We start from the raw sequence: 26,888 nt of genomic DNA on the forward strand, positions 1-26,888 counted from the left end.
CTCCCATGTAGAAAAACACGCTGCCAATCCTCGTATTTTACCTTCGTTCAATTAATGCTTGCGAGTAAAGCGAGAAAAACTTTTACTGTTTCTCGTTACTGCGCAAAAACAAGCCAACTCCCACCAGCAGTATACATCCTGCCAGAAGCTGGATCGCGGTAATTTTTTCGCCTAATAAAAAATAAGCCAACAAAGTCGCGCCGAGCGGCTCTCCCAAGACCGTCATCGAAACGGACGATGCTTTCATATACTTGAGCAGCCAATTAAACACATAATGACCAAAAACAGTAGGGATGATGGCAAGCAGCAAGAATACTCCCCACTCTTTGGCCGGATAAGCTGTGAAAGAAGTGCCCGTGGCAATGTTAGTTACCGCCAGGACGAGTCCTGCGAACAAGAAGACGAAGAAACTGTACACGAAAGCAGAAATGCGTTCTCTCAAACTTTTGCCCCAAAGCATATGCAGCGCAACCGCAACCGTTCCGATGAGAGACAGAAAGTCTCCTTTCAGCGCGGTGCCTGAAAATTGAAAATCTCCCCATCCGATACAAATGGCGCCTATAATCGCTACACACATCGCGATGACCGCCTTGCGGTTCGTTCGCTGGCCGTAAATCAGAAACGCTCCGCCCAGGACAAAGATCGGCTCCAATGTCAGAATCGCCGTTGAGCTTGCGACCGTAGTAAAACGAAGAGAATCCATCCAAAATAAGAAATGCAGGCCAAGCGCGATTCCGGAAGCCGCGGTCCGCAACCAATCTCTTCGGCTAATTCTAGCAATCTCGTTTCGGTAATTCCATAGAAAAGGAAGCATAAGCACATTCGTCATCAGCAGCCGGTACATGGCAATGACTGCGGCTGGCGCATCTGACCATCTGACAAAAATAGCCGAGAACGAGATCGCGATAATGCCGATCAATAAATAGACAGAGACCGGAACTTTGGTTTTATTCATTGCATTCATCCTTGCAAAACTCCTTAGTTAGTAGATACCTGTTGCTGCCAAATAATTATATAAGAGGAAGCTGGGATTGCCAATCTTTTTTAAACGTTGTTCAATTATTTATAATCTACCTGATCGATGGGAACTCCCTTCTGTTTCCCGCAAATTAAAGCCCTGCAGATCCCCTTCCTGCCGCGGGTTACAAAAAAGCCCCTCGGAAGCGCCTAAATTTTCTTAGGCAGCCACCAAAGGGCTTTCGAATGTGCTTTTAGTCTAAAACAGCCGTAATATGCTTGGTTGTGACAGACCAGTGAGACGTGTTCCAAACGGATTCTTTATTTTTAAAATAAAGAATTTGCGGCGATGCGTGTTTAATCCCGAGATCCTCCGCAATTTGGTTGGAAACCGGACGGGATTCGATCACCTTCACTAAATAGTAATCGACATCGCTATTCGGTTTGCCAGACAAATACTCTTCGTATTCTTCCAGCGCGCTTGCGCTAACCGGACATGCTGTGCTGTGCTTCAGGACGACCGCCGGTTTATCGGAGGAGCGATCGAGCACTTCCTGCCATTGATCAACGGTTGTGAGCTCTTTCCATGCTGACATTTCCTACATCTCCCTTCCCATTACATTAAAATTAGTATAGAGTAACGAATCCGCATATGCAACTCACGCAACTCCACACAACTCGCACAATTCGCAAACGCCGCTTCCTTCTTGGTATAATCAGGATATACCTGTGACAAGATGGAATGGGAGGAAACTATGCAATCACCACCCCAAATATCAAGACGGTCTTTTCTCAAAAAAGGCGCTGTACTTGCCGGTTCTCTGCTCGCTTCCGGAGGTCTTGCCGGCAGTTATGCCAGCTACATCGAACCCAGATGGTACGAATTCAAACGAATCCGCCTGTCATTTGAGAGGCTTCCAAATAATTTTCACGGCCTTAAACTATTGCAGTTCAGCGATTTACATCTCGGCCATCATCTCAACCTGCAGGATTTCGAGCATATCGTGAAGCTTATCAATCAAGAAAAAGCAGATATCGTAACTTTCACCGGCGATTTATTTGATTCCCAAATTACGGAAGACCCCGCATCAACGAGCAAATTGCTCGCCAGCATTGAGGCTCCTTTAGGCAAATGGGCTGTGCTTGGAAATCATGATAAATTGAACAAAACAAACCATACTTTGCCGATTCTCGAAGAAGGCGGCTTTCAAACGCTGCTTAACGCTTTTAAAAAGATCTCATATAAAGGACAGACCATTCAGATTGCAGGCGTTGAAGACGTGCTGACCGGCAATCCCGATATCACGAAAGCACTCCAAGGCGCCAATTCGCAAATGTTCACGCTGCTTCTCTCTCATTGTCCCGATTTCGCCGATCAAGCTGCCGCTTTACCCATCGATTTGCAATTATCCGGGCACTCGCATGGCGGTCAGGTCCGGTTGCCCATTGTTGGCGCCCTCTTCACCCCTCTCCAAGCCAAAAATTACGTCATGGGGCTTTATGAGGTGCCCGATTCCAAGATGCTTGTTTATACCAATCGGGGCATCGGAACAACGATCCTCCCTTTCCGCTTCCTATGCAGACCTGAAATTACCGTCATCACCTTAGAAAAAAGAAAACCCTGAGCGCCTACGCAGCTTAACAGGGTTCACGCATTATTGTCTGACATGCAAAAACTGACGGAATAAGAAAACGGCTTTCAGCTTCAACAGGTCATTGACTTTTTTGAAATCCACTTGCAAGAGATCGCTGATCTTCTCTAACCGGTAAGTGACCGTATTTCGATGAATAAATAACTGCTTCGCGGCTTCGCTGACTTGACCGTCATTGCGAATGAACACTTCTAAGGTTCGAATCATTTCTTGCGAGTACTCGGCATCCCTCTCCAAGAGCGGACGCAGTATTTTAGCGCAATAGTCTTCCATCATATTCACCGACACATGTTGAAAAAGATGCGCAAACTCTATTGTTTCATAATGAACCACCCGGTCGGAAAGCTCAAGCTTATCGGCCATTCGCTGTGTTTCCACGCATTCCATATAGGCTTCTCTTAGAGCTGTCGGCTTTGTCTTCATTGCACTCGTATAGAAAGCGGTATCGCCAGCTTCCTCTCTGCAGCAGGAATCCCCTGCATACTTGATCAGAAGCTGCGACAACTCCTCTTCGGGGAAGTTATCCCCATGATTCGCGGAATAAATAGAGAACATCATATCCCTAATAATAAAGTGGCTTGCATGCAAAATGTTGGATTTAGGATGCAGCTCCATATACTGTTTCAAGCGCTTCAGCTTCCCTTGGCGTTGTTCATCCGTCTGACTGTCCGGCTTGCTTTTGCTAATCACGCATTGGTATCCGCCCGTGAAAAGCGTTAAGTTTCTGCTTTCCACTTGCTCCAGGAACTCCTCAAGCGATGTCCCCTTCTCCAAATACCGCAGCAGCGAGTTAAGCAGATCCCGTTCCGCCGAAGCCTCGACATGCGACCGGAAGGTATAGCTCATGTGAAAGGTCAGGATATCAGCAGCCTGCTGAAACAAGCCTTCCTCCACATTTGCAAGCAGCACCACATCCGGCATTATGAGCAAATGCCCCAGGAGTTCATCTTCTTGCTGGCAGAGTCCCACCCGGTACGCACGGTCTTTGCTTGCATAAACCCAGCCTGATTTCCGCTTAGGCCAGCTCTGAACCAACTGCTCTTGCGTCCAAGCGCTGGTATTATATAAAATCTGCCCTCTGGCAGAAACCACAGCCATCGGATAGCCAAGAATATTGCTTAGCAATTGGAACATAGACGCCATATTCTCTTGTTTCAAACCGAATTGCATCAGCTTCGTCTGCTTTTCCAGCACGGTTTGCAGCATCTTCGTGTTGCGGCGGTATTCCGCATTGAACAAAGCATTCATTTGATCGGAAAATGTAAATTGAAAAGGCATCTCAATAATTGGAAAATGCAGCCGGTCCGCTTCCTCGACAACGACCTGCGGCAGCTCCGTCCAGAATCGTCCCAGTTTAATGCCCAGCCCGGCAGCGCCGCGATCATTTAATTTACGAAGCAGATTGACCGTCTCCTGCGGACTGTCTTTCATCGCGAAAGCGGTAGTGAAGAGCATTTCGCCGGATTTCGTCCAATCCGCAATATCTGGAGCGTCCATCACATTGACTGATTTAACGATGCGGGATTCCCCTTGTTTGCCAGCTACTAGCTTCGCTTCCGTTAATGGATATATGGATAATGCTTCGCGAATGGTAAGATGCATAGTGCTCCCCCCTAATGCCTTTTTTTAAGATTATAGGATGACATGAGTAAACAGTCAATGACTCTATGTTAACTTATATGACATTGGTCAAAAATATTTGAACATTTTATGACTGAAATCAAATTTAATGTCACATTATATGACACAAAATGAAAAAAGGACATGCTCGCACATGTCCCGTAAACTCCTGCAACCTATATGACTCGAAAAGTCCCCGTTCCCATCGTCCCTAAATTTCCTTCCCTATCCATCACTCGCCCTTGCGCCGTAATCATTTTTCGGGACTGATGAACAAGTTCGGCCGTTACCGTCAACCGCCCCTCATAGAGCGGCGCGACAAAGTGAACATTCAAATTCGTTGTCACAACCTTATCCTCGGGTCTGGCTGTCATCACAACTATGCCCATGGCATTGTCCAGCAAAGAAGAAAGAACACCGCCATGAACAATGCCGATCGGGTTTAAATGATGGGGCTTTGCCTCCAAGGCAATTGTAATGACCCCATCGTTCATATCTACGAATTCACAGCCGAGAAAGCCCCAAAATGAAAGCTCCGCTGACGCCGCCAGCTGCTGCAGCCGCTTATTTACTCGCTCGCGAGTATTATCCATAGGATCCCCCTCCACTCTTCTTGCAAAGGGCTAACCCTTATGCGAACAAACAAGAAGATACCGCTAAGTTTTTTTCTCCTCTTCCAGTAATTGCCTTCGCAGCACTTTCCCAATCATTGTTTTCGGCAAAGATTGACGAAATTCTACCTTGCGCGGCACTTTAAATGCAGCCAAACGTTCCCGGCACCACAGCTCAAGCTCCTTCTCCGTCAACGTCATGCCGGGCTTCAGCACGACAAATGCTTTCACCGTTTCCCCCCGGTATTCATCCGGAACGCCCACCGCCGTCGCTTCCAATATCGCCGGATGCTCAAAGAGCACTTCCTCGATCTCCCTCGGATAAATATTGAAGCCGCCGGCAATGATTAAATCCTTTTTGCGGTCAACAATGGAGAAAAATCCGTCCTCATCCATGCGTCCCATATCGCCCGTATAGAGCCATCCGTCTCGAATGGTCGTGGCGGTTTCCTGCTCACGCTGCCAATACCCTTTCATCACCTGCGGGCCTTTGATCAACAACTCCCCAATTTCACCGATTGGCAATTCTTCGCCGGAATTCACATCGACCACTTTGGCCGACGTATCCGGTAAGGGAACGCCGATCGATCCGATTTTCCGATAGCCCCAAATCGGATTGGCATGCGTGACCGGAGAAGTTTCCGTTAACCCGTAGCCTTCGATTAATTTCCCGCCAGTCAACGCTTCAAATCGCTCCTGAACTTCTAAGGGAAGGGGGGCTGAACCGCTTACACAAACATTAATGGAGGAAATATCAACCTCTTTCACCCGTTTATGATTAATGATCGCAATGTACATCGTTGGCGCTCCGGGGAAAATCGTCGGCTTCATCTTGTTAATCGTGTCCAGAATCGTATCAATATCGAACTTCGGTATCAGAATCAGCATTCCTGCGAGCAGCATCGCTTGATTCAGCAACACAGTCAGACCGAATACATGGAAACAAGGAATCGCTCCAAGAAAACGCTCGCCTCCCATTTGGGTCCGGTAGCACCATTTCGTCGTTTGATACGTGTTGGCGATTAAATTCGAATGAGTCAGCATAACTCCCTTGGAAATCCCTGTCGTACCGCCCGTATACTGCAGTAGAGCAATATCCGTATCTGCATCTACGTCAACACAACCAGGCACTCTTGAGCTTTCCCGCAGCAATTTTTTGAAAGCGTAAACGCCCTCGCCGTAGGTGACATCCAGCTTTGCTCCGTCTTTTTTCATTTTAATCGGATACAAGACATTTTTCGGAAAAGGCAAATAATCTTTGATTGACGTCACAATCACGTGCTGAATCGGCGTTCTCGCTTTCGCCTTCTGCACGCGGTCGAACAATAAATCGAGCGTGACAATGACCGTCGCCCCGGAATCGGAGAGCTGGTGAACCAGCTCCCTCTCCATATATAGCGGATTCGTCATCACGACAATCCCACCCATCAAGAGCGTGCCGAAATAAGCGATAATGGCGGACGGACAATTGGGCAGCATAATCGACACGCGGTCTCCCGGCTTTACCCCCAAATCCTTTAAAACATTTGCAAAACGATACGATGCATCAAGCACCTCGCGATAACACAGCATTTTACCCATGAAATATAAGGCTGGCCGGTCCGGATGCTTTTGTGCGGAATCTACCAACAATCGTGCAAGATTATGCTTAGGGTATTCGTACGTGGGCGCCACTTCCTTAGGATAATGGCGCAGCCAAGGCTTTGTCTCGCTCATACAAAACCATCCCCTTCAGGTTCTTCACACCGGTGACTATACGATGAATTTCTCACCCTGAATAACACGTGCGGCGATGTCGCGCTTCAACTGAGTCGTATTTACTGTGCTGCGTCTTGCCAGCTTTTTCAATATGGAAAGTTGCGTCCGAAGCACATCTCCTTCTTCCATCGTACTAAGCGCTTCCTTCGCGTATGCCTCAATTTTGTCGAAAGCTTCATGCACAAATACCGTTGTTATTTGAATCGCATTGACCGATTTATCTTCACCGGCTTTGGCGATCAGCTTTTGCGTACGAAGAAGTCCGCTCTCTCCTGCAAAAATCTGGATCATCATATCCGCCAAATTGCTTAATACTTCCTGATTTTTCTCTAAAGCCATGCCGTACTTTTGCACAGCAAGCCCGCCAACCATCAGGAAAATTTTCTTCGCCATCGAAATGAGATGCGTCTCTTCAGCAAGCGTGCCCTCGAATGTTTGGCCGGGAACGATGGACAGCAGCTCGCCTTGCAGCGCTTGCGCTTTTTGCAGCAAAGGCAGTTCGCCTTTCATCGCTTTCTTCACTAAGGTCCCCGGAATGAGCAGGCGGTTAATTTCATTCGTTCCTTCGAAAATGCGATTAATCCGCGAATCGCGATAAATACGCTCAATTTTGTATTCCTGAATAAAGCCGTAGCCCCCATGAATTTGCAAGCCTTCATCCGCGACAAAATCCAAAACTTCCGATGCGAATACTTTATTGATCGAGCATTCCAGCGCGTACTCAGAAATCGCTTTGGCCGAATGCTTGCCGGCATCCGGACTTGTATGATCGATATCTTTGAGCATATCATCGAATAAGCCCGTCGTTCTATACACCATACTCTCGAGCATATACGTTTGAATGTTCATTTCAGCCAGCTTCTTGCCGATCAGCGGGAATTTGGAGATCGGCGTATTGAACTGTTGACGGGTATTGGCATACTTGGAGGCTAGTTCAATCGTTTCCTTGGCTGCGCCCAGACAGCCCGTAGCCAGCTTATAACGGCCGATATTCAAAATATTAAAAGCAATCAGATGCCCCTTCCCGATTTCGCCAAGCAAATTCTCCACCGGCACCTTGACATCTTCAAAAAAGAGCGGACGGGTCGACGAGCCTTTAATTCCCATCTTTTTCTCTTCGGGTCCTAATGTAAAGCCCGGGTCGCCTTTTTCCACAATAAACGCCGTGAAGTCCGTTCCGTTGATTTTGGCGTAGACGATGAAAATATCGGCAAATCCGGCATTCGTGATATACAATTTGGAGCCGTTTAGGAGGTAATATTTGCCATCACTTGAAAGCCGCGCGGTCGTCTTCGCTCCCAATGCATCGGAACCGGATGTCGGCTCCGTCAAGCAGTAGGCTGCAATTTTCGCGCCCGTGGCGAGATCGGGCAAATACTTCTTCTTCTGCGCAGGCGTCCCGAAAAACACAATCGGCAGCGTTCCAATCCCGACATGCGCTCCAATCGAAAGCGCAAACGCGGAAGCACGCGCCAAATTTTCGCTTATGACCGTGGAACTCACCTTATCCAGCCCAAGACCGCCATACATTTCCGGCACATCGGCTCCCAGCAGCCCTAGCTCCCCAGCGTTTCTCATCAGCTTTACCGTCAAATCATAATCCAGCTTTTCCAGATGCTCGTCATTCGGCAGCACTTCGCCCGCTACGAAATCGCGCGTCGTATCCGCAATCATGCGATGTTCTTCCGTAAAATCCTCCGGAGTCACGATATTATGAAAATCGATATCAGAAATGACAAAGCTGCCGCCTACAATTTTATCTGACATGGTTCATCTCTCCTCAGAATGAATTGGACAAGGGTTAATAATTGGATGCAGGAAAGGAAGCAAAAAGGAAAAGTGAGTAACGGAAGAATTTGCCGTTAGACGCTCCAATTAAGCATGTACTTGAAAGACGCCCGCAGCGCCCATCCCGCCTCCGATGCACATGGATACTATGCCGTAGCCGCCCCCTCGGCGCTGCAGCTCATGAATTAAAGACGTCGTCAGCTTCGCGCCCGTACAGCCTAACGGATGTCCCAGCGCAATCGCGCCGCCGTTCACATTGACCAGCTCCTCATTCAAGCCGAGCTCGCGAATGATGTGCACGCATTGCGAAGCAAACGCTTCGTTGATTTCGAACAGATCCACCTGGTCCTGGGTGATGCCGGCCATCTGCAAAGCCTTCGGAATCGCCTTCACCGGGCCAACCCCCATAATTTCCGGTTCCACCCCGGAAAGCGCGAACGCCTTGAACGTCGCCAGCGGCTTCAGCCCAAGCGCCTCCGCGCGCTCGCGGCTCATCAGCACGGCTGCCGCTGCGCCGTCCGACGTCTGTGACGCGTTGCCCGCCGTCACAGATCCGTTCAAGCTGAACGCAGGCTTCAGCTTGGCAAGCCCTTCCACGGATGTATCGGGGCGAACGCCCTCATCCGCGGCAAATACAAACGAACGCTCAAACGCTTTGCCGCGTTCGTCAATGCCCTTCACGCTCGTAGCCACAGGCACGATCTCATCCACGAACTTGCCGGCTGCTATCGCCGCAGCCGCCCGCTGATGGCTTCGCACCGCGAAGCCATCCTGCGCTTCGCGCGAAATGCCGAAGCGCTCCGCCACAGCTTCGGCCGTATGCCCCATGCCCATGTACACCTCGGGCATGGTCTCGACCAGCGCCGGATGCGGCGAGAGCTTGAAGCCCGTCATCGGGACGTGGCTCATGCTCTCTACGCCTCCGGCGATGATCACCTCCGCGTGGCCCAGCATAATGCGCTCCGCCGCATAAGCGACGGCCTGCAGCCCGGAGGAGCAGAAGCGATTGACCGTGATCGCCGGCACGGTCACCGGAAAGCCCGCATAGAGCGCCATCGTGCGGGCGAAATTGAGCCCTTGCTCGCCCTCCGGCATCGCACAGCCGATGATGATGTCGTCGACATCGCCTTTGTTCAGGCCCGGAGCCCGCCGCACCGCTTCTTCCAATACGGCCTTACCGAGATCCTCCGCTCTCGTTTGAGCGAAGCTGCCTTTCTTTGCGCGTCCGACGGCGGTACGCGTAATCGATACAATGACTGCTTCCTTCATCGTTTCTCACCTCAATCAGAGTAGTAAAGACACGTTCACTAAATCGCGTTCGCAATCACCGCTTAATTGCGCAGCGGTTTTCCTTTAGAGAGCATATATTGCATACGCTGCTGCGTTTTCAGTTCTCCGCACAAACTCAGAAAAGCTTCCCGCTCCAAGTCGAGCAAATATTGCTCGGTGACCAGCGTGCCTGCAGGTACATTCCCGCCTGCCAGCACATGCGCAAGCTTATTAGCAATCAGGACATCATGATCGCTGATGTAGCCGCCCTGTTTCATCGAATAGGCGCCGACCTGCATAACCGCTTTGCCGTTTTCCCCGACGACGCGGATTTTCTCCACCGCAGGCGGCGTGTACCCTGCCGCATCCATGCGAAGGACGGCTTGTTTCGCTTCATAAATCCGGTGATCGTCATTAATCACAACCGTATCCTGTGGACGCATATATCCGAGCCGCTTCGTATCGTGACCGCTCGTCGACACCTTTGCCATCGCTACGGTCTCAAAGCTGGCATTGATCCATGGCTGAAGATCCACTTCAGGATCGCGCACCAGCACACTTGCCTTAAGCGCCAGTTCCTTACAGCCACCGCCGGCAGGAATTAAGCCCACGCCAACTTCAACGAGTCCATAATACGTTTCCGATGCGAAAATGATTTGATCGGCCGGCATACAAGCTTCAACGCCGCCGCCAAGCGTCATCTTGTGCGGAGCGGCAACAACCGGCTTCTCCAAGCTTTTCAGCTTCATCATGGAATTTTGGAATAAACGGATAATGCCGTCGACTTCATCCCACTCGCCATCCTGCGCTTCCATGAGAAGCAGCATCAGGTTAGCGCCGACACAGAAATTTTTGCCATCATTTGCCACGACAAGCCCGCGGTAATTGCTGCGCACTTCATCAACGCTCTGCTGAATCATGGTGAGAATATCGCCACCTATGGCATTATTAGGTGACTGAAATTCCAAGCAGGCAACCCCATCTCCGAGATCGATTAAATTCGCCCCGCTGTTTGAGCGGATCACTTTATTTTGCTGTTTTAATGCGGCCAGTGAAATCAGCTCCGGCTTTGCTTCAATGCCGCGATACTCATTTTTCAAATAATAAAAACTTTGACCTTCCTTACTCGTATAGAAGCTGTCGTTGCCAGCAGCAATCCATGCTTTCACCCAGTCAGGCACCTTGCTGCCTTCCGCTTCCATGCGCTCCACTGAACGCTTTAACCCTATCGCATCCCATGTCTCGAACGGACCCAACTCCCAATTAAAGCCCCATTTGAGCGCACGATCGATCTCCACAATGGAATCCGCAATTCTATCCAATTTTTCTGCGGAATACAGAAGCACAGGTTTCAAAATGTTCCACGCCAGATCGGAATACCGATCCTTAGCGCCAAGCAAAGCTTTAAGCTTGCCGGTTGCGCCTTTGGCCTGCTTTGCCGCCTCCAAGGATGCCGAGCTGATTTTTCGGCTTGCCGCATACGTCATAGCTCCCAAATCCAGCGACTGAATTTCTTTTCCGGCTTCAGACTTGACCTTTTTATAAAAACCTTGGCCCGCCTTCTCCCCGATCCAGCCTTTTTCTACCATTGTTTTTAAAATTGCCGGCGTCTCAAAAACTTCCTTCTCGCTCGGGTCATCCACAAGACCAAACACGTTATTCGCCACATGCACAAACGTATCCAGCCCAACCAGATCGAGCGTTCGGAACGTCGCGCTCTTCGGACGGCCCATAGCCGGACCCGTGACAGCGTCGACTTCTTCAACGGAATAACCGCCTGCGAGCATCTCACGCAAAGTGACCAAAAGCCCGTACGTACCGATCCGGTTCGCAATGAAATTCGGCGTATCCTTGGCTTGCACGACGCCTTTTCCCAGCTTCTTCTCGCAGAATTCGGTCATTGAAGCTACGATCGCCGGGTCTGTGTATTCACTTGGGATGACTTCCAAAAGCTTCATATAACGAGGCGGATTAAAGAAATGAGTGCCTAAAAAATGCTTTTTGAATGCTTCGCCGGCCTGCTCGATCATCGCATGAATCGAGATGCCCGACGTGTTGGAGGAAACGATCGTTCCCGGCCTCCACACCTTTTCAATACGGCTTAATAGCTGCTGCTTCGCCTGCAAATTTTCTACGATAACTTCTATGATCCAATCCACGCTGCCAAGCTTCGCCAAATCATCCTCCAAATTGCCTGGTGTGATCCGGTCGATGAAGGCTTCGCTGTATAACGGCGCCGGATTTGTCTTTTTGAGCTTATCCATCGCGTTAACCGCTAACCGGTTTCGCACTTTGGGATGATCCAGCGTTAGTCCCGCGGATTCTTCTTGCGGCAGCAGCCCGGTCGGCACCATATCTAGCAGCAGCACGGGAATGCCTGCATTTGCCAAATGGGCGGCAATGCCGGAGCCCATTACACCGGAGCCGATGACGGCAGCAGTACGAATCTTTGTCATATCGAAATATCCTCCCTACATGAATTATTCAGTCTGTCTTACGCTGTTCCAAACACAGACAAGGCAAGAATTTCAGCGATATCCCGTGCTTTAACCCGCTCCTCTGCCTCCTTCAGCTTCGTACCGTCCTCCACCATCGTTAAACAATACGGACAGGCCGAAGAAATCACTGTCGGATTCACACTCATAAGCTGTTCGGTGCGCGCTACATTAACGCGGGTGCCTGCCGATTCTTCCATCCACATCATGCCCCCTCCGGCACCGCAGCACATGCTGTTTTCGCGGGATCGCGGCTGCTCCACCAGGATCGCCCCAGGAATCGCACGCAGTACGCTGCGCGGCTGCTCATACACCTCATTGTAACGACCCAAGTAACACGAATCGTGATACGTGATGCGTTCTTGCACTTCGTATTGAGGGTTCAGGCGACCTTCTTTCACCCACATATCCAACAGCTCCGTGTGATGAAAAACGGCGGCCTCCAAGCCGAATTCCGGGTATTCATTTTTAAAAATATGATACGTGTGCGGGCAGACCGTTACGATTTTTCGAACCTTATACTTTTGAAAAGTCGCAATATTGTCGGCACACAGCTGTTGGAACAGGAATTCATTCCCCATACGGCGGGGGGTATCGCCGGAATTTTTCTCCTCGTTCCCCAAAATGGCAAAGGAGATTCCGGCTTCATTCATCAGTTTCACGAAAGCATGCGTAATTTTGCGGCTGCGATTATCGTAAGAGCCCATGGAGCCTATGAAGAACAAATACTCGAAGTCGGGATTTTCCTTTACTGTACGAACGTTCAGCTGATCATTCGGGTCTATTTCCTTGACCCATTTCACACGATCATTCCGGCTAATCCCCCACGGATTGCCTTGCCGCTCAATGTTTTGCAGCGCGCGCTGACCGTCATGCGGCATACTGCCTTGCGTAAGCACCAAATGTCTGCGCAGATCCACGATTTTGTCTACGTGCTCATTGCCGACCGGACACTGATCCTCGCAGTTGCGGCAAGTTGTGCAGGCCCACAGCTCCTCCTCCGTGATTACGCCGCCGATAAGCTCAACTTCCAGCGGATTATGTCCGCTTTGTACGGCAAATGCAGCCGCAGGCACCCACGGCGATTTGGACGTGATGGCGGCGCCTTTCTCTGTCAAATGATCGCGGAGCTTCGTAATCAGGTGCATCGGCGAAAGCAGCTTGCCTGTCGTATTAGCCGGGCAAACATTCGTACAGCGCCCGCACTCCACACAGGAGTAGAAATCAAGCATTTGCTTCCGGGTAAAATCTTCAATTTTGCCAACACCGAACGACTCGGCTTCTTCATCTTCCAAATCCAGCGAGCTCAGCTTGCCGGTTGGCTCCGTACGTCTGAGCAGGATATTGATAGGCGCAGTAATAATGTGGAAATGCTTCGATTGGGGAACATAGATCAGAAAAGACAGCAGGATCAGCAGATGCATCCACCAGCTGACATAAAACCCTATTGTAGCCCCCGTGTGCGAAAGACCGCTAAACATGGCAGCGAATACAGATGAAATAGGCGCAAAGCCAGAAGTTTCAAGCCCTTCCCGCAACCGCTCAAAACCTCCGCTGACCACGACGGATAGCATGAGGAAAAAGATAAAGAAAACAACGATGCTTGGCTTCCACCCGCGTTTTAAGCGTTTGAGTTTTTCGATATACCGGCGGTAAGTCGCATAGCCCATGGCCAGTAGAATCAGGGCAACCGTCAATTCCTGAATGAAGGTGAAATAATCGTAGCCGGGAAGCGGCAGCCCGCGGCCAATTAACCCTTTTAGAATGAGATCAAGCGCCCCGAGCTGTAAAATAAGAAACCCATAGAAGATGACGATGTGCATAACGCCGCTTTTCTTATCCTTCAGGAGCTTCGTCTGGCCGAAAACTTGAATGGCGAATTCCTTCAGCCGCGCTTTCGCTTCTTTCTTTAGATTCACTGACTTCCCCAACTGGATGTACAAGTACCGGTGATACACAACCCGGCCAAACAAGTACAACGCGGCTCCTGTAACGATTAGAAACAATACAAACTGAATGAGTGTACCGATCATAGAGGACCTCCTTGCATTGAAAAGATAGCGCTTACATTGGTGGATCGTAAAAAAGCAAGTTCCATATGCCCCTATTTCCAGAGTTGAAAAATGCTTCATTGTTTGCTGTAAGCCGGCTAACTTTCTTACTTGCTTCTTAGGCTGAATAAGTCGTTGACAAGGCGTACTACGTATTTTATGATGGGATTACAAAATGAATGAGTATTCATTCACCGATAACTGTATCTTAACACCGAGGTGATCCCCTTGACAAGTAGCAAAAAACCAGACAAATACTATGCAATTCTCGAAGGCGCTCTGAACGTCTTTGCCGAGAACGGCTTTCACAAATCCCAAGTATCCCGGATCGCCAAGGAAGCCGGCGTGGCCGACGGAACCATCTATTTATATTTCAAAAAGAAGGAGGATATTTTGACAAGTTTGTTTCAAGAGAAATTAGGCGAGCTTGTCGAGAAATTCAATTCCGGCGTCACGGAGCATATGACAGCGAAAGAAGCTCTGTACAAAGTTTGCGAAATTCATTTCAGCGAGCTTGAAGCGAATGTCAATCTTGCTTTCCTGACCCAGATCGAGCTGCGCCAGAGCGATTTGGAGCTGCGCAAAGAGATTGGCCTTGCCCTCAAGAGATATATTATTCTCATCGAAAATATATTAGAAAGAGGCAAACAAGACGGGAGCTTCCACGCTGACTTTGATGTGAAACTCGTCAGGCTTCTCATCTTCGGAGGCATGGATGAAGTTGTGACCTCTTGGCTTATCTCCGGGCAAAAGTATTCCTTAACCGCTCAAGTTGGCCCTACGATTAACTTTTTTATGAAAGGCATCGAGGCTTAAGGGTCTGTATAACATGTATATTCAGGAAGGAGCTTGGCTATGGACATTTTTGTATTGTTGAAGCAAACGTTCGATACAGAGGAGAAAATCGTTCTGCAAGGGGGCAATGTGCAAGAGGATGGCATCAAATTCGTCATCAATCCTTACGATGAATATGCCGTCGAGCAAGCCATTCAGCTGCGGGATGAATTCGGGGGTAAGGTCACTTTGCTCTCCGTAGGGCCTGACCGAACGGCAGAAGCACTGCGCACCGCTCTGGCTATGGGGGCGGATGAGGCCATTCTCATCACGGATGAGCGCATTCAAGGCGATGAGTGCGAGGTTGCCGAAATCTTGGCGCAGTATTTGCGCGGACAGTCCTTCGATTTGGTGTTAGGCGGTAATTTCTCTGTCGATAACGGAGCCGGCCAAGTGGCGATCCGCATCGCTTCCCTTCTTGATTTACCACATGTGGCATCCGTCACAAAGCTCGACATATCGGGAGATGCGGCAGTTGCTCACCGTGATGCCGAAGGCGATATGGAAGTGATCGAAGTTCCGCTCCCCGCCCTTTTCACGGCCCAGCAAGGCTTGAATGAGCCTCGATACCCTTCGCTGCCGGGCATTATGAAGGCCAAGAAGAAACCGTTTAAGCACTTAACGCTTGATGACATCGAAGGCTTCAGCTCCGCCGCCGCCAAAACAACGCGCATATCCTTAAAGCTCCCGCCGGAACGCAAAGCGGGCCGCATTCTGAGCGGCGATCTCTCTCAGCAGGTGACTGAGCTTGTCCAAGCGCTTCGCAACGAATCCAAAGTGATTTAAGGAAGAGGAGGCTACCATCCATGGCTAAACTATTTCTCGTTGTTGCCGAAGCCCGCGGAGGCAAACTGCGTCAAGTCACCTTCGAAGCCTTGCGCGCTGCGCAGCTCTCCGCTGCAGACGGCGATGCGATACACGCCGTTTTGATCGGCGGAAGCGGTATCAAAGCGCTCGCCGGCGAGCTTGCCGCGTATGGCGCAGAAAGCGTCTATGTCGTCGAAGACGCTGCGCTTGAGAGCTATAGCTCGGAAGCCTATTTGAGCGCTTTATTGGCGGTGAGCGATGCGGCGAAGCCGGGAGCGCTGGTATTCGGCCATACCGCGCTTGGCCGTGATCTTGCGCCGCTGGCCGCAGCGAAGCTCTCCGCCGGCCAGCTCTCGGACGTGACGGCGATTTCGCGCAGCGGCGACAGCGTGCAGTTCACGCGGCCGCTTTACGCCGGCAAAGCCGTCGAGACGAAAGCGTTTACGGACCCGGACGGCATCTGGGTCGTCACGATCAGACCGAACAACATCGCTCCTCAGGCGCCGGACGCTTCGCGTCAGGCTTCCGTTGTCGATGTTGCTTACCCGGCCCCCTCCCTGCGCAGCATCATTCGGGAGGTGGTGAAAAAAACGTCCGGCGCCATCGACTTGGCAGAAGCCAAGATCGTTGTGTCCGGCGGACGGGGCGTGCGCAGCGCCGAAGGCTTCCAGCCGCTCGAAGAGCTGGCTGCCGTCTTGGGCGGCGCTGTCGGGGCATCCCGCGGAGCCTGCGACGCGGGCTACTGCGAATACGCGATGCAAATCGGCCAGACCGGCAAGGTCGTGACGCCGGAGATCTACATCGCGTGCGGCATTAGCGGCGCCATCCAGCACCTTGCGGGGATGAGCGCTTCGCGCGTCATCATCGCCATCAACAAGGATGCCGAAGCGCCGATCTTTAAAGTTGCCGACTATGGCATCGTCGGCGATCTGTTTGAGGTCGTGCCGCTGTTGACCGAGGAATTCCGGCAGCTGCTGAAGTAGCTTGTCATCCACCCGCTATTCCAGTAAACTCATTGTACAGTTCATGCTAGTTAGGAGTCCTTATCGATGTCAAAAACACCATCAGAAGTCGTTCGGCAATTTTTCCATAACGTCCGTACCGGACTGCAGCCCGATGCCGCTCATGATTATATGGCCGAACAAGTGCTGGCCCATCAAATGACGGCTGAGAACGAAACAACCGTTCACCGCACGCCTGCCAATTATGCCGATCACGTCAGGGAAATGATCGCCGCATACGGCGATTTCAAGTTAGACGTACAAGAGCTGATCGCCCAGGACGATCGCGTCTACGTCCGTTGGAAACAAACCGGCACACATGTCGGCGAGGTGGACGGATTCACCCCTTCCGGCAAAACCATCGTTGAAATTGCGAGCGCCGTTTATCGGGTCGAGAAAGAACGAATCGTCGAGTACTGGATTCAAATCGACCGCGAAGGCATTCGCCTGCAGCTTCAGCGGAACGCTGACTAGCTCAGCCGCTACCCACTAAATAAGAGCCTCTAAAGGCTCTTATTTCTATTTTTTCTCCCCATTGCGCTCAAATAGCATTCTCTAATGGCTTCTATCTCCGCCAATCCCCTGTAAAGAACGGCATGCCTTAACCCCGCTCTTCCCCCACCTGCCGGTCCAACCAATCCGCCAAGTCGGCCATAACTTCCTCGCGATTCACTTCGTTCAGCATCTCATGCCGACCACCCGGATAAAGTTTGCCGCTCACTTTCGTAAGTCCGAGCTCCTCATACATCCGGATCAATCTGCGAACCCCTTTGCCATGACCGCCAACCGGGTCTTCCTCCCCTGAGAAAATATAGACCGGCAATGTCTTCGGAATCCGCTGAAGATGCGCAGGGCGATGGATCGCCTTCAACCCACGGAAGAAGTCCCGGAAAAAACCAGACGTAAACATCACACCGCAGTATGGATCGTCCATATACTTATCGACTTCCGCCTTGTCCGTACTCAACCAATCAAAGGACGTCCGGTTGGGAGCAAATTTTTTATTATACGCGCCAAAAGACAACGACGTCAGCAGCCAACTGCGATGATGGTCCCCCCGAATCGCCGCTTCGGCTGCCGCTAGCGCGATGCCAGCGTTAAGCGCTGCGCCCTCCCTTCCATTCGATCCTGACAAAATGATGCCTTGTACATGGGTAGGAAATTGCACGAGATAAGTACCCATATATGATTGTGTCAAGAAGGAGCCCATGCTGTGACCCATGACGAACAAGGGGACCCGAGCCGGATAACGCTCCCGAATTTGCCCTGTAAGCTTCCCCATGTTCTCCACCATACGCACAAAGCTGTTCTTGCCAAATTTACCCACTGCATCCGCCGATCCGGCTGTGCGCCCATGTCCCAAATGATCGTTCACATAGACGGCATAACCTCTATCCGTCAGCACCTCAGCGAGCCTTTCATATCTCTCCGCCGTTTCGGCCATGCCGTGCGCAATCTGCACAATTCCTATCATTGCAATCGCTTCCGCAGGAAGCCATTCGTACACATAGTGACTGTTATTCTCATCGTCCTGCCAAATAAAATGCTGCTTTCTCATAAACGCCCCGACCTCCTGCCTGCTGCAGTTCCAGTATTCTCTTCAGTATACTTCTCTTTTCACATGAAAACAGCCCCTTTCCGAAGAAAGAGGGCTGCTCATGAATATCCTTATGATGGCTAGGCTTTGCTGGTTTGCTTAACTGATTTAACAGCTTGCAATTGAGACTGAGATTGCGCGGGAGTGTCGAACCGTCTTCTCTCTGTTTTATCGATTTGAGCAATTTTCCCATCATGCACAACGATCTGTACCGATCCGTATTCCAACCCGTTAAGCATTTGCTTAATTCTGTCTACCCAAATATCATCTAATTCCAATGGTTTTGCCATCTTTTTTCCTCCGCTCTTTATCATATCGTCCAGTCATTCCAGTCATTTTTCCGTTTCTGAATAAAGGACAGCCAATTACTCGTTTTCTCAAATAGTTCTTTGGTCGCTCCGGATGTCGAATACGTATGATCCGCTTGATAAATAAGATCAAGCTCGCATTGCCCTTCATTGCGCAGCCAAAACATTTTCTGATATAAAGGGGCATAATCAACAGGGATGATATCATCCGCAGTACCGTGAATGACGAGCACATCGCCGTTAAATTTCCGCAGTTGTTCAAAAGGCTGATGCTGAGCTAACGAATCAAAAAAACGGCTCGTTAGTAAATAACCATGATGATCGATAGCGCCGCCAAGCGGAAGCTTCTCATATTCGTTTTTGCCGACGATTCGAACGATATCGTTATGCGGGTGTGCCACTGCTGACCACAGCACAAGTGTTTTGACACGGGAATCTTTCGCTGCTGTCAATACGGCTGCAGCTCCGCCTAAACTATGTCCAACCAAGACGACACGGCTCAAGTCTACGCAATCAATCGTTACAGCATAATCAATGACTCTGCGCGTTTGTTCAATGAGAGCATCCAGTCCGCCTGCACCGTAATCTCCTGTACTTTCGCCGCAACCGCCGTAATCAAATCGCAGCACCAAATATCCTTTGGAGCTAAACTCACGCGCTGCCTTCACAAACAGCCGATCTACGCCGATCCGGCTTCCGATAAAACCATGACAGATGATGATCAGCGGCCAACGCTGACAGTCGGCTTGCGCAGCTCCTGTTTGATTCGTCGGGTAATGCAGTGTTGCGGCCAATTCGATGTCGTCGCTTTGTATAGTGATAGCATGCTCCATGATGTAACTCCCTTTCGTATAATTCCGATAAGATTAGTATGAATTAGGTATATACCAATATTAGCATCCACTTACGAGGGTGTCAATCCTGTTTTTAACATATTTTCGGTAAAAATACGCTGATTCGAAAAGACCCTCACCGAAGTATCCCCAAGTGAGAGTCTTTCCATATTTGGCATGCATTAACCGCGCTTGAACCTTTGTCTATTAATAAACTGTTTGTACTGAAAGTAAATCGTGCAGCCAACGCAATAGCCAAGGAGTGCTGCGCCTGCTGCCAGAAGTAAAAATCCCGCAAACAGATACCCGGCAAAAGCCCACCCAATCGCAAAAGCTACCAGAGATATGGATAAAAATAATACAGCCAAAACATTGTTAAACCTGGTCAGCTCTTGCGCTTGCGTTTCTGTCGCCGTGGCCTTATTGGAATAAATGTTCTTAAATGCCACTACGAACACATTCCATTTCGCTCCGCCAACTAATCCAAACACCTGAATGACCCAAAGTACAGCAACCAGCCATGCCCACTGAAACGCTAAGGCCAATAGAACAAAAAGAACAATGCCTGTTTGATTGGCCTTCACAAAGGAAACGGGGACTTCTCTCATCGCAGTCACTCCTAATTCGTTAACCAGTCCTTGATCACATAATCTTTCTTAGCCAAGCCTTGATCGACCAGGAATTTTTTCGTTTCTTCGATCAGTTTGAGTCCGTCAGGCAGAGCTGCCTCCACAGGCCATTGATCGATTTTGAATGAAGCTTTTACCACATCCAACGGATATCCGGAGGCTTCTGCATAAAATTTGAAATATTCTTCGTTGTTCTCACGAATTTCTTTGACGGCTCTCGTGCGCAGATCATTCCACAGCTTCGGAAATTGCGGGTTTTTAGCGAGATAATCCTCCGTTACAACAGTCAAGCTGGAGCCTTGCAGCAGCGGATGTTTGGCGGCTTCATCGATCGCCACATAGCCCTTTTTCAGCAGCAAAGGTCCGAAGCCGGTCGGGTAGGCATAAGCAGCAATATCCCCGCGGGAAAGAGCAGCTTCCGCATCTGCTGGCAATAGATGAAGGATTTTCACATCCTTATCAAGCCCTTTCTCTTTCAAAAGGCTGGTTAAATAACGGCTCATATAGGAGCCTTGGGAAGTGGCGACCTTTTTACCTTTGAGATCTTCCAACGATTTCGGACCGTCGGCTTTGGCAACCAGCCATGCGTTCATATTGACCTGTGTGATGTTGATGAGACGCGTTTTCAAGCCTGCCGCTTTGCCGTTAATGGCCGGTGTATCTCCATAGATGCCAACATCAAGCGAACCGGCCGTGATCGCCTCGTTAAGGTTTGGACCGTTCGGGAACGTGAAGTATTTGAACTCTTTCACACCGTATTTTTTTAGCTCACTCTCTAAGTAGCCCTTCGATTGTGCCCAGCCTTCAGGTCCGGTAATCGTTTTGTTATTATTCGCCGAAATAAAACCGATACGCAATGTTTCAGGCAGAGTAATCTTGGCATTGGTTGCTGCGTTCGCCTGAGCCGGAGCCGATGTTTTCTCTGATTTAGTTCCGCAAGCTGCCAGCAGTAAGGTAAATAAGGATACAATAAGTACAAGGCTGGCTGCTTTCAAAGTTCGTTGTTTCATATGTCTTGACCCCCTGAGTTGTAAATGGATTGGAAAATAAACGAATTAATGCGATGCGTGCATACGCTGGAAAATGATATAGGAACCGTCAGATGAGGCGGTAGATACTCGGCCTTTCCCCCAGCCCACGTTTTGTTTGTAACTGCCTAGTAAGCCATCCTGAACTAACTCTCCCTCGTCAACCTTTGTCTTTTCTTCTGCAACCGGTGAAACATACAAAGCGTCCGTCGGGCAATATAATTCGCACATAAAGCAGCTTTGGCAATCCGACTGTCTGGCGATAACCGGAATATCCCCTTGTACCGCCTCAAAGACATTCGTCGGGCAGACGGAAACGCATTGGTTGCAGCTAATGCAGCGATCTTTGCTTAACAGTTCTATCATTACACAACAGCCTCCTTAATCTCGGCCGGTTGGGCACCATCCGCCAATGGCTTCGCCCATGGCCTATCCAAGCCGCCGCTCTTAATGCGGTACTTTTGCGCTTCGTCGATACGCGGGAAATCTTCGCGGCGATGCATACCCCGTGTTTCTTTGCGTTCAAGACCGCTGGTATACATCCATCTCGCCGTAGCTGTCATGGCTGCCGCTTCGCGAACCCGCACGACATTGCCGTCGTTAGCTTGAATGCCTTGCTTCAATTCATGCCATAGTTGATCCAATCGCCCTAAAGAGTTCTGCAGACCTTCTCCCGTACGGAACCAGTTGCGGTCATACGGGAACACTTCATCCTGAACGGCTTTAATAATTTCATGCGTATCAAGAGCTCCCGGCTTCGTTGTCGCCAGTTTCGGAACGCCGCTCGCTTCCGATAGGCCTTTGGCGTTGCGATCCGAAGCTGCTGCGCCCAATTTCCGTGCATATTTAGCCGCTGCCTCGCCCGAGAAATACCCCGACGACATCGCCCAAGCCGCATTGTGGCTGCCTCCGCCGGTAAATCCGCCGCAGATCAATTCTCGTGTCGCGGCATCCCCCGCCGCATAAAGACCCGGGACTTCCGTCGCGCAAGTTTCATCGATAATATGAATGCCCCCGGTTCCTCTCACTGTTCCTTCAAATCTGAGTGTCACAGGAAACTTCTGAGTGAAAGGATCGATGCCCAGACGGTCAAAAGATAAAAAGAAGTTCGGCTGCGCTTGCCTCATCGCTTTTTTGACAATGTCATCCGCCTTATCTATTCTTGCGAATACCGGTTGTGTCAGCAGTGTCTTGGCGATGACAGACCGCCCGCGCTGCGAACCGGCCCCTTCGATCACCGTGCCATCCTCATAGTAAAACGTTGCCCACGTATAGAAGGCCGACTTCGTTACCGGAGAAAAAGCCGGTGCTAACGAATAGGCGGTAGAGAACTCCATCCCGGACAGATTTGCCCCTGCCTCAGCGGCAAGCAAGTACCCGTCGCCGGTTAGAACATTCGTACCGAGCGCTTTGCTCAGGAACGCGCAGCCGCCGGTTGCAATAACGACCGATGCGGCATCCACGCGCCATGTGTCTTTGGTTTGGTTGTTCACGCCGGTTGCCCCGGCGACCCCATGCTCATCCGCGAGAAGCTCCAGCGCAGGACTATGGTCGAGAATGCGGACACCCGCTCTCTGCACCTGCTTGCGCATTAAACGCATGTATTCGGGTCCTTGCAAACTTTTCCGATGCGAAGTGCCTGTTTCATCGATCGGGAACGGATATCCCCAAGCCGCAATTTGGTTCGTATTGCTATACGTTTGGTCTAATACCTTTTTCATCCAGCCGCGATCCGCGAGATATCCGCCAAGCGCCTCTCTGCTCTTCATCGCTGCTTCGCGTTCTTCGGTCGTTGGATTGACATACCACAAGCCCGTTCCCGATGGCGCCGTAGCGCCGCTCGTACCGCAATACCCTTTATCTACAAGGACGACCTTTGCTCCTTCTTTGACAGCCGTAATCGCCGCCCAAGCCCCGGAAGGTCCGCCACCGATAATGAGGACATCCGCGTGCAATTGCAAATCATATTGTGTCATCTTCAAGCCCTCCCTCATCTCATCAATCTTAGATTTCATTAAATGGAAAAAGCCTCTGCAGAAGCAGTTTTTGCCGCTTCATAGTGCTGCTTCACAAGCAGCCGGTCCAAAATCGTTTTCTCGAAATAAGCAAAGCCGCTATCATGCTCCCTCGGTCTGGCCAGCGAAATCTTCAAGTCCAGCCCAATCTTTCCGTCTTCAATCAGGATGACTCTGTCCGCCAACGCTACGGCTTCACTCACATCATGAGTGACGAGCAGCACGGTAAATTGCTTCTCCAGCCAAAGCTGTTCAATAAGCTGCTGCATCTCGATGCGAGTCAAAGCATCTAATGCGCCAAGCGGCTCATCCAAGAGAAGAAGCCTCGGGTTACCGGCAAGCGCTCTTGCCAACGCGACACGTTGTCTTTGACCACCGGACAGAACAGCCGGCCAGTCATCCTTCTTATGTTCAAGGCCAACTTGTTGAAGCGCCTTATAAGCAATCTCCTTGTCGCCGGATTTCACACCGATTCGAACATTATCGATATTTTTCTTCCAAGGAAGCAGCCGGTGTTCCTGAAACAGCACACGAGTATCCTTGTGAATGCCTTGAATCCCCTGCCCATCCAGCAAGATGGCTCCGTTTGTCGCTTCATCCAAGCCAGCGATAAGGCGGAGAAGCGTGCTTTTGCCGCATCCGCTGCGGCCCACAATCGCGACAAATTCTCCTTGCTTTATGTTTAAATCGATGCCTGAAAGCACGCGTGTCGTTCCGAAAGATTTGTTCACATTGCGAATGTGAAGCTGAATGCCTCCGGTTTTACTCATAAGAATCCTCCCCTTCTTACGCTTTCTGAATATAGTTGTGATGCCATTTCAACCAGCGGTTTTCAAAAAATTTGGCAATTAAATCCGATAGTTTTCCTAAGACTGCATATAAAATAACGCATAAGACCACCACATCCATCTGCATGAATTCTCTGGCATGCGTTGCCATATAACCAATCCCTGAATCCGCGGCAATCGTTTCGGCGACGATCAAGCTGAGCCACATGATTCCTAAGGAGAAACGGATGCCGAGCAGGATGTTCGCCAATGCTCCCGGCAAAATGACTTTAGCAAATAATGAGAACCCCCTCAGGCCATAAACCTTGCCCATCTCGATCAAACCCGGATCAACGGAGCGGATGCCATGGAACGTATTCAGATAGATCGGAAAAGCAACGCCGAGTGAAACCAGAAATAATTTGGAGGTCTCGCCAATGCCGAACCACATAATGACGAGCGGGATCATCGCAAGATGCGGAATGGTGCGAATCATTTGCACCGAAGAATCAATATATTTTTCAGCGATTGGAAAAATCCCATTAAGCAAACCGATGACAAATGCGATGCTGCCGCCAATAAGGAAGCCTAGAAACGCCCGCTTCGTACTCACCGCAACATATTCAAAGATGGTTCCGTCTTTAATCACCCCGTATAGAGCTTTCACGACTTCCCATGGCGTTGGCAAAATCTGCTGCGATAACCATCCGGTTAAGCCAAACACTTGCCATAGCAGTAAAATGAGAATCGGTATGACCCATGGCTGCCAAACCTTGGAACGGGCAATTGGAGCGTTGCGATTAGCTAGCATGTGATTCCCTCTTTCTTTTTATAAAGTGAAGAGGCGTTAGAAAACAAAAAGACTCCCGATCCCCGCTAAGCAAGGACGGGAGTCTCCAGTCATCTGGTCGACTCTTTATAAATTTTATAATTCTTATTGTTTTACTCGGATATTAATTGATACATATACTAGCACCGGCCTTAAGGCGCGTCAATGCTTTTTTTGCAAACAACAATGTGCGAGTCCTTATTGCCAGCGTTCTTTCAACCGATTCATCCTTCTATTTTGTATTCTTTCATCTAATGGCCGATCACGAAGAGGGTACACGCTTGACAATTATAAATAAATTTGAATAATTCCATAAAAAACAGGAATAGGTGTATTGACAAATTTGACTACGCGCTGTTATATTCAATTTAATATTCCGAGTAAAACGCTATGATTAATAAAAATGGGTGGTGCAATGTGATTAACACGGTATTTAAAGCTACGGTTCGATCTGTGCTTATTGGCTATCTGATTGTGCTTCTGCTCATCCCGATCGGTTCCATCTATTTCAAAGGATTTTCTTTAGGATGGGAACCCTTCTGGCAAGAAGTAACAGGACCACTAGCCTGGAAATCCATCTTGCTTACAATCAAGCTCAGCGTTGTATCGACGATCATTCAAGCCATAGTTGGAACCATCATCGCCTATGTGCTGGTCAGATACACATTCCGCGGGAAGAGCATTTTGAACAGCATGGTCGATCTCCCCTTCTCTCTGCCAACCTCTGTGGCAGGACTTATGTTTCTTACGCTGCTTGGCCCTTCAAGTCCGCTTGGCGTCTGGCTCGATCACGCTGGAATCAAGCTGCTTTACAATCAAACGGCCATTGTGATCGGCTTGGTATTCGTTACTTTTCCATTCGTAGTTCGGACCGTTCAACCCCTGCTTGAGCAAATTGACCCTGCTGAAGAACAAGCCAGCTTTACACTTGGCGCGAGCAGATTCTACACGTTCTGCCGAATTGTTTTTCCAGCTGTTTTGCCGGGAATTCTTGCCGGCAGCATGCTCGCTTTTTCCCGATCCCTAGCCGAGTTTGGCGCCATCTCCTTAATCTCCGGCAATTTGCCGGGTAAAACAATGGTCGCATCGGTCTATATATACGGTGAAACGCAGAACTATAACCCAGAAGGCGCGGCAGCTATTTCCCTTGTGCTCCTTACGTTATCCCTCCTTATTTTGTGGATTATCAACGTATTGACACGCGGAAAGGGGCGCCTCGCATGAGAAGAGTACTAATTAGCATTTCGTTTCTCGTCATTTTTCTATTGATTATACTGCCGTTCCTCGGCATAGCCTTCGGTGCGTTTGAAGAAGGTCCGAAAGCCTTTCTCGATGCGCTTGTAAGACCCGAAGCATTGCATGCCCTTAAAATCTCTTTCATTATTGTACTGATCGTAACCTTGCTAAATACCATCGTCGGTGTTTACCTTTCTTTAGAAATCGTGAGAGGCTCCTGGATCTCCCGTTGGTTGAAGCCTGTCATCAATGCGCTGATTGATTTGCCCTTTGCGGTGTCGCCTGTCATTGTCGGCTTAATGGTCATTCTCATTTTCGGCCCGAACACAGCGCTCGGAGCGTTCATGGAAGATCATAACATGAAAATCGTATATGCCATTCCCGGTATGGTTCTGGCTACGATGTTCATTACGTTTCCTCTTATGGTCCGGGAAGTCGTTCCTTTGCTCGAAGAAATCGGCACGCAGTCCGAAGAAGCTTCCGCTACCCTTGGCGCCGGTGCATGGCGAACCTTTTTTCAAATCACATGGCCGGGCATCCGTTGGGGCGTCGTGTATGGACTCATTTTGACCATTGCAAGATCACTCGGTGAATTCGGCTCTATCTTAGTTGTCTCAGGAAATATCATCAACCAAACGCAAACTGCAACTACACTCGTCTATCAAGACGCCGAGCAATTTCAGCTCGTTGCAGCGAATAGTGTCGCATTTGTACTCGGTCTCATCTCCATTACTATTTTATTAACGTTAGAATGGTTGAAAAGAAGAAGCGAAAAATTGAGAAGCCATTAAGGAGGAACCCCG

General features: G+C 49.8%; 25 protein-coding genes. 7 read left to right on the forward strand and 18 right to left on the reverse strand.

Going from position 1 to position 26,888, the window contains the following annotated elements; genetic code table 11:
* Positions 1–82: 82 nt before the first annotated feature.
* Together AC3WRW_RS08825 and ytxJ are read right to left on the reverse strand one after the other, a co-directional pair.
* Positions 83–964, reverse strand: coding sequence for a DMT family transporter (locus tag AC3WRW_RS08825; protein ID WP_492545961.1), 882 nt, complete (start codon positions 962–964; stop codon positions 83–85).
* A 247-nt stretch (positions 965–1,211) separates the two neighbouring features.
* On the reverse strand, positions 1,212–1,553 hold the full coding sequence (ytxJ, locus tag AC3WRW_RS08830; protein ID WP_492545962.1) for a bacillithiol system redox-active protein YtxJ: 342 nt from the start codon (positions 1,551–1,553) through the stop codon (positions 1,212–1,214).
* Between the two features lie 159 nt (positions 1,554–1,712).
* On the opposite strand from ytxJ, the gene AC3WRW_RS08835 reads away from it, so the two are divergent.
* Positions 1,713–2,582, forward strand: a complete 870-nt coding sequence (locus tag AC3WRW_RS08835; RefSeq protein WP_492545963.1) for a metallophosphoesterase — start codon at positions 1,713–1,715, stop codon at positions 2,580–2,582.
* 30 nt (positions 2,583–2,612) lie between these two features.
* Here AC3WRW_RS08835 and AC3WRW_RS08840 read toward each other — a convergent pair whose 3' ends face one another.
* The 7 genes from AC3WRW_RS08840 to AC3WRW_RS08870 all read right to left on the reverse strand — a co-directional run bounded on the left by AC3WRW_RS08840 (position 2,613) and on the right by AC3WRW_RS08870 (position 14,183).
* On the reverse strand, positions 2,613–4,211 hold the full coding sequence (locus AC3WRW_RS08840) for a PucR family transcriptional regulator (RefSeq protein WP_492545964.1): 1,599 nt from the start codon (positions 4,209–4,211) through the stop codon (positions 2,613–2,615).
* A 194-nt stretch (positions 4,212–4,405) separates the two neighbouring features.
* On the reverse strand, positions 4,406–4,822 hold the full coding sequence (locus AC3WRW_RS08845) for a PaaI family thioesterase (protein ID WP_492545965.1): 417 nt from the start codon (positions 4,820–4,822) through the stop codon (positions 4,406–4,408).
* Positions 4,823–4,885: 63 nt separating this feature from the next.
* Complete coding sequence (locus AC3WRW_RS08850) at positions 4,886–6,556, reverse strand: long-chain-fatty-acid--CoA ligase (RefSeq protein ID WP_492545966.1); 1,671 nt, start codon at positions 6,554–6,556, stop codon at positions 4,886–4,888.
* Positions 6,557–6,592: 36 nt separating this feature from the next.
* On the reverse strand, positions 6,593–8,365 hold the full coding sequence (locus AC3WRW_RS08855) for an acyl-CoA dehydrogenase FadE (protein WP_492545967.1): 1,773 nt from the start codon (positions 8,363–8,365) through the stop codon (positions 6,593–6,595).
* A gap of 108 nt (positions 8,366–8,473) precedes the next feature.
* Positions 8,474–9,655, reverse strand: coding sequence for an acetyl-CoA C-acyltransferase (locus AC3WRW_RS08860; RefSeq protein ID WP_492545968.1), 1,182 nt, complete (start codon positions 9,653–9,655; stop codon positions 8,474–8,476).
* A 62-nt stretch (positions 9,656–9,717) separates the two neighbouring features.
* Entirely contained in the window at positions 9,718–12,111 is a 2,394-nt protein-coding gene (locus AC3WRW_RS08865; RefSeq protein ID WP_492545969.1) for a 3-hydroxyacyl-CoA dehydrogenase/enoyl-CoA hydratase family protein, read from the reverse strand.
* 38 nt (positions 12,112–12,149) lie between these two features.
* Positions 12,150–14,183 carry a (Fe-S)-binding protein gene (locus AC3WRW_RS08870; protein ID WP_492545970.1) on the reverse strand — a complete coding sequence of 678 codons (2,034 nt, stop codon included), beginning with the start codon at positions 14,181–14,183 and terminating at the stop codon, positions 12,150–12,152.
* A gap of 246 nt (positions 14,184–14,429) precedes the next feature.
* On the opposite strand from AC3WRW_RS08870, the gene fadR reads away from it, so the two are divergent.
* The 4 genes from fadR (at position 14,430) to AC3WRW_RS08890 (ending at position 17,317) form a co-directional block, all read left to right on the forward strand.
* The gene (gene fadR / locus AC3WRW_RS08875) at positions 14,430–15,017 is read left to right on the forward strand and encodes a fatty acid metabolism transcriptional regulator FadR (RefSeq protein ID WP_492545971.1); all 588 of its coding nucleotides are present in this window, start codon (positions 14,430–14,432) and stop codon (positions 15,015–15,017) included.
* Positions 15,018–15,056: 39 nt separating this feature from the next.
* On the forward strand, positions 15,057–15,821 hold the full coding sequence (locus AC3WRW_RS08880; protein WP_492545972.1) for an electron transfer flavoprotein subunit beta/FixA family protein: 765 nt from the start codon (positions 15,057–15,059) through the stop codon (positions 15,819–15,821).
* A 20-nt stretch (positions 15,822–15,841) separates the two neighbouring features.
* Entirely contained in the window at positions 15,842–16,825 is a 984-nt protein-coding gene (locus AC3WRW_RS08885; RefSeq protein ID WP_492545973.1) for an electron transfer flavoprotein subunit alpha/FixB family protein, read from the forward strand.
* Between the two features lie 66 nt (positions 16,826–16,891).
* A complete protein-coding gene (locus AC3WRW_RS08890; protein WP_492545974.1) occupies positions 16,892–17,317 on the forward strand; it encodes an ester cyclase in 426 nt (141 codons plus the stop codon).
* Between the two features lie 127 nt (positions 17,318–17,444).
* Here AC3WRW_RS08890 and AC3WRW_RS08895 read toward each other — a convergent pair whose 3' ends face one another.
* From AC3WRW_RS08895 to AC3WRW_RS08935, 9 genes are all read right to left on the reverse strand, one after another.
* On the reverse strand, positions 17,445–18,401 hold the full coding sequence (locus AC3WRW_RS08895) for an alpha/beta fold hydrolase (protein ID WP_492545975.1): 957 nt from the start codon (positions 18,399–18,401) through the stop codon (positions 17,445–17,447).
* A gap of 119 nt (positions 18,402–18,520) precedes the next feature.
* Complete coding sequence (locus tag AC3WRW_RS08900; RefSeq protein ID WP_171681881.1) at positions 18,521–18,730, reverse strand: YezD family protein; 210 nt, start codon at positions 18,728–18,730, stop codon at positions 18,521–18,523.
* A 20-nt stretch (positions 18,731–18,750) separates the two neighbouring features.
* Positions 18,751–19,581, reverse strand: coding sequence for an alpha/beta hydrolase family protein (locus AC3WRW_RS08905; RefSeq protein WP_492545976.1), 831 nt, complete (start codon positions 19,579–19,581; stop codon positions 18,751–18,753).
* Positions 19,582–19,763: 182 nt separating this feature from the next.
* Positions 19,764–20,189 (reverse strand): DUF4395 domain-containing protein, encoded by a 426-nt coding sequence (locus AC3WRW_RS08910; RefSeq protein ID WP_492545977.1) that lies wholly within the window; start codon positions 20,187–20,189, stop codon positions 19,764–19,766.
* 11 nt (positions 20,190–20,200) lie between these two features.
* Positions 20,201–21,220 carry an ABC transporter substrate-binding protein gene (locus tag AC3WRW_RS08915; protein WP_492545978.1) on the reverse strand — a complete coding sequence of 340 codons (1,020 nt, stop codon included), beginning with the start codon at positions 21,218–21,220 and terminating at the stop codon, positions 20,201–20,203.
* Between the two features lie 45 nt (positions 21,221–21,265).
* The gene (locus AC3WRW_RS08920) at positions 21,266–21,604 is read right to left on the reverse strand and encodes a 4Fe-4S binding protein (protein WP_492545979.1); all 339 of its coding nucleotides are present in this window, start codon (positions 21,602–21,604) and stop codon (positions 21,266–21,268) included.
* Positions 21,604–23,214 carry an FAD-dependent oxidoreductase gene (locus AC3WRW_RS08925; RefSeq protein ID WP_492545980.1) on the reverse strand — a complete coding sequence of 537 codons (1,611 nt, stop codon included), beginning with the start codon at positions 23,212–23,214 and terminating at the stop codon, positions 21,604–21,606. Before AC3WRW_RS08925 ends, AC3WRW_RS08920 begins: the two co-directional genes overlap by 1 nt.
* A 38-nt stretch (positions 23,215–23,252) precedes the next feature.
* A complete protein-coding gene (locus AC3WRW_RS08930) occupies positions 23,253–24,023 on the reverse strand; it encodes an ATP-binding cassette domain-containing protein (protein ID WP_492545981.1) in 771 nt (256 codons plus the stop codon).
* A gap of 16 nt (positions 24,024–24,039) precedes the next feature.
* Positions 24,040–24,831 (reverse strand): ABC transporter permease subunit, encoded by a 792-nt coding sequence (locus tag AC3WRW_RS08935; protein WP_492545982.1) that lies wholly within the window; start codon positions 24,829–24,831, stop codon positions 24,040–24,042.
* A gap of 435 nt (positions 24,832–25,266) precedes the next feature.
* Between AC3WRW_RS08935 and cysT the strand changes: the two genes are divergently transcribed.
* Positions 25,267–26,073, forward strand: coding sequence for a sulfate ABC transporter permease subunit CysT (gene cysT, locus AC3WRW_RS08940; protein ID WP_492545983.1), 807 nt, complete (start codon positions 25,267–25,269; stop codon positions 26,071–26,073).
* On the forward strand, positions 26,070–26,876 hold the full coding sequence (locus AC3WRW_RS08945) for a sulfate ABC transporter permease subunit (protein ID WP_492545984.1): 807 nt from the start codon (positions 26,070–26,072) through the stop codon (positions 26,874–26,876). The genes cysT and AC3WRW_RS08945 overlap by 4 nt, the downstream gene beginning before the upstream one ends.
* The last annotated feature ends 12 nt before the right edge of the window (positions 26,877–26,888 follow it).

It is taken from the genome of Paenibacillus sp. FW126-R14 (assembly GCF_058789495.1).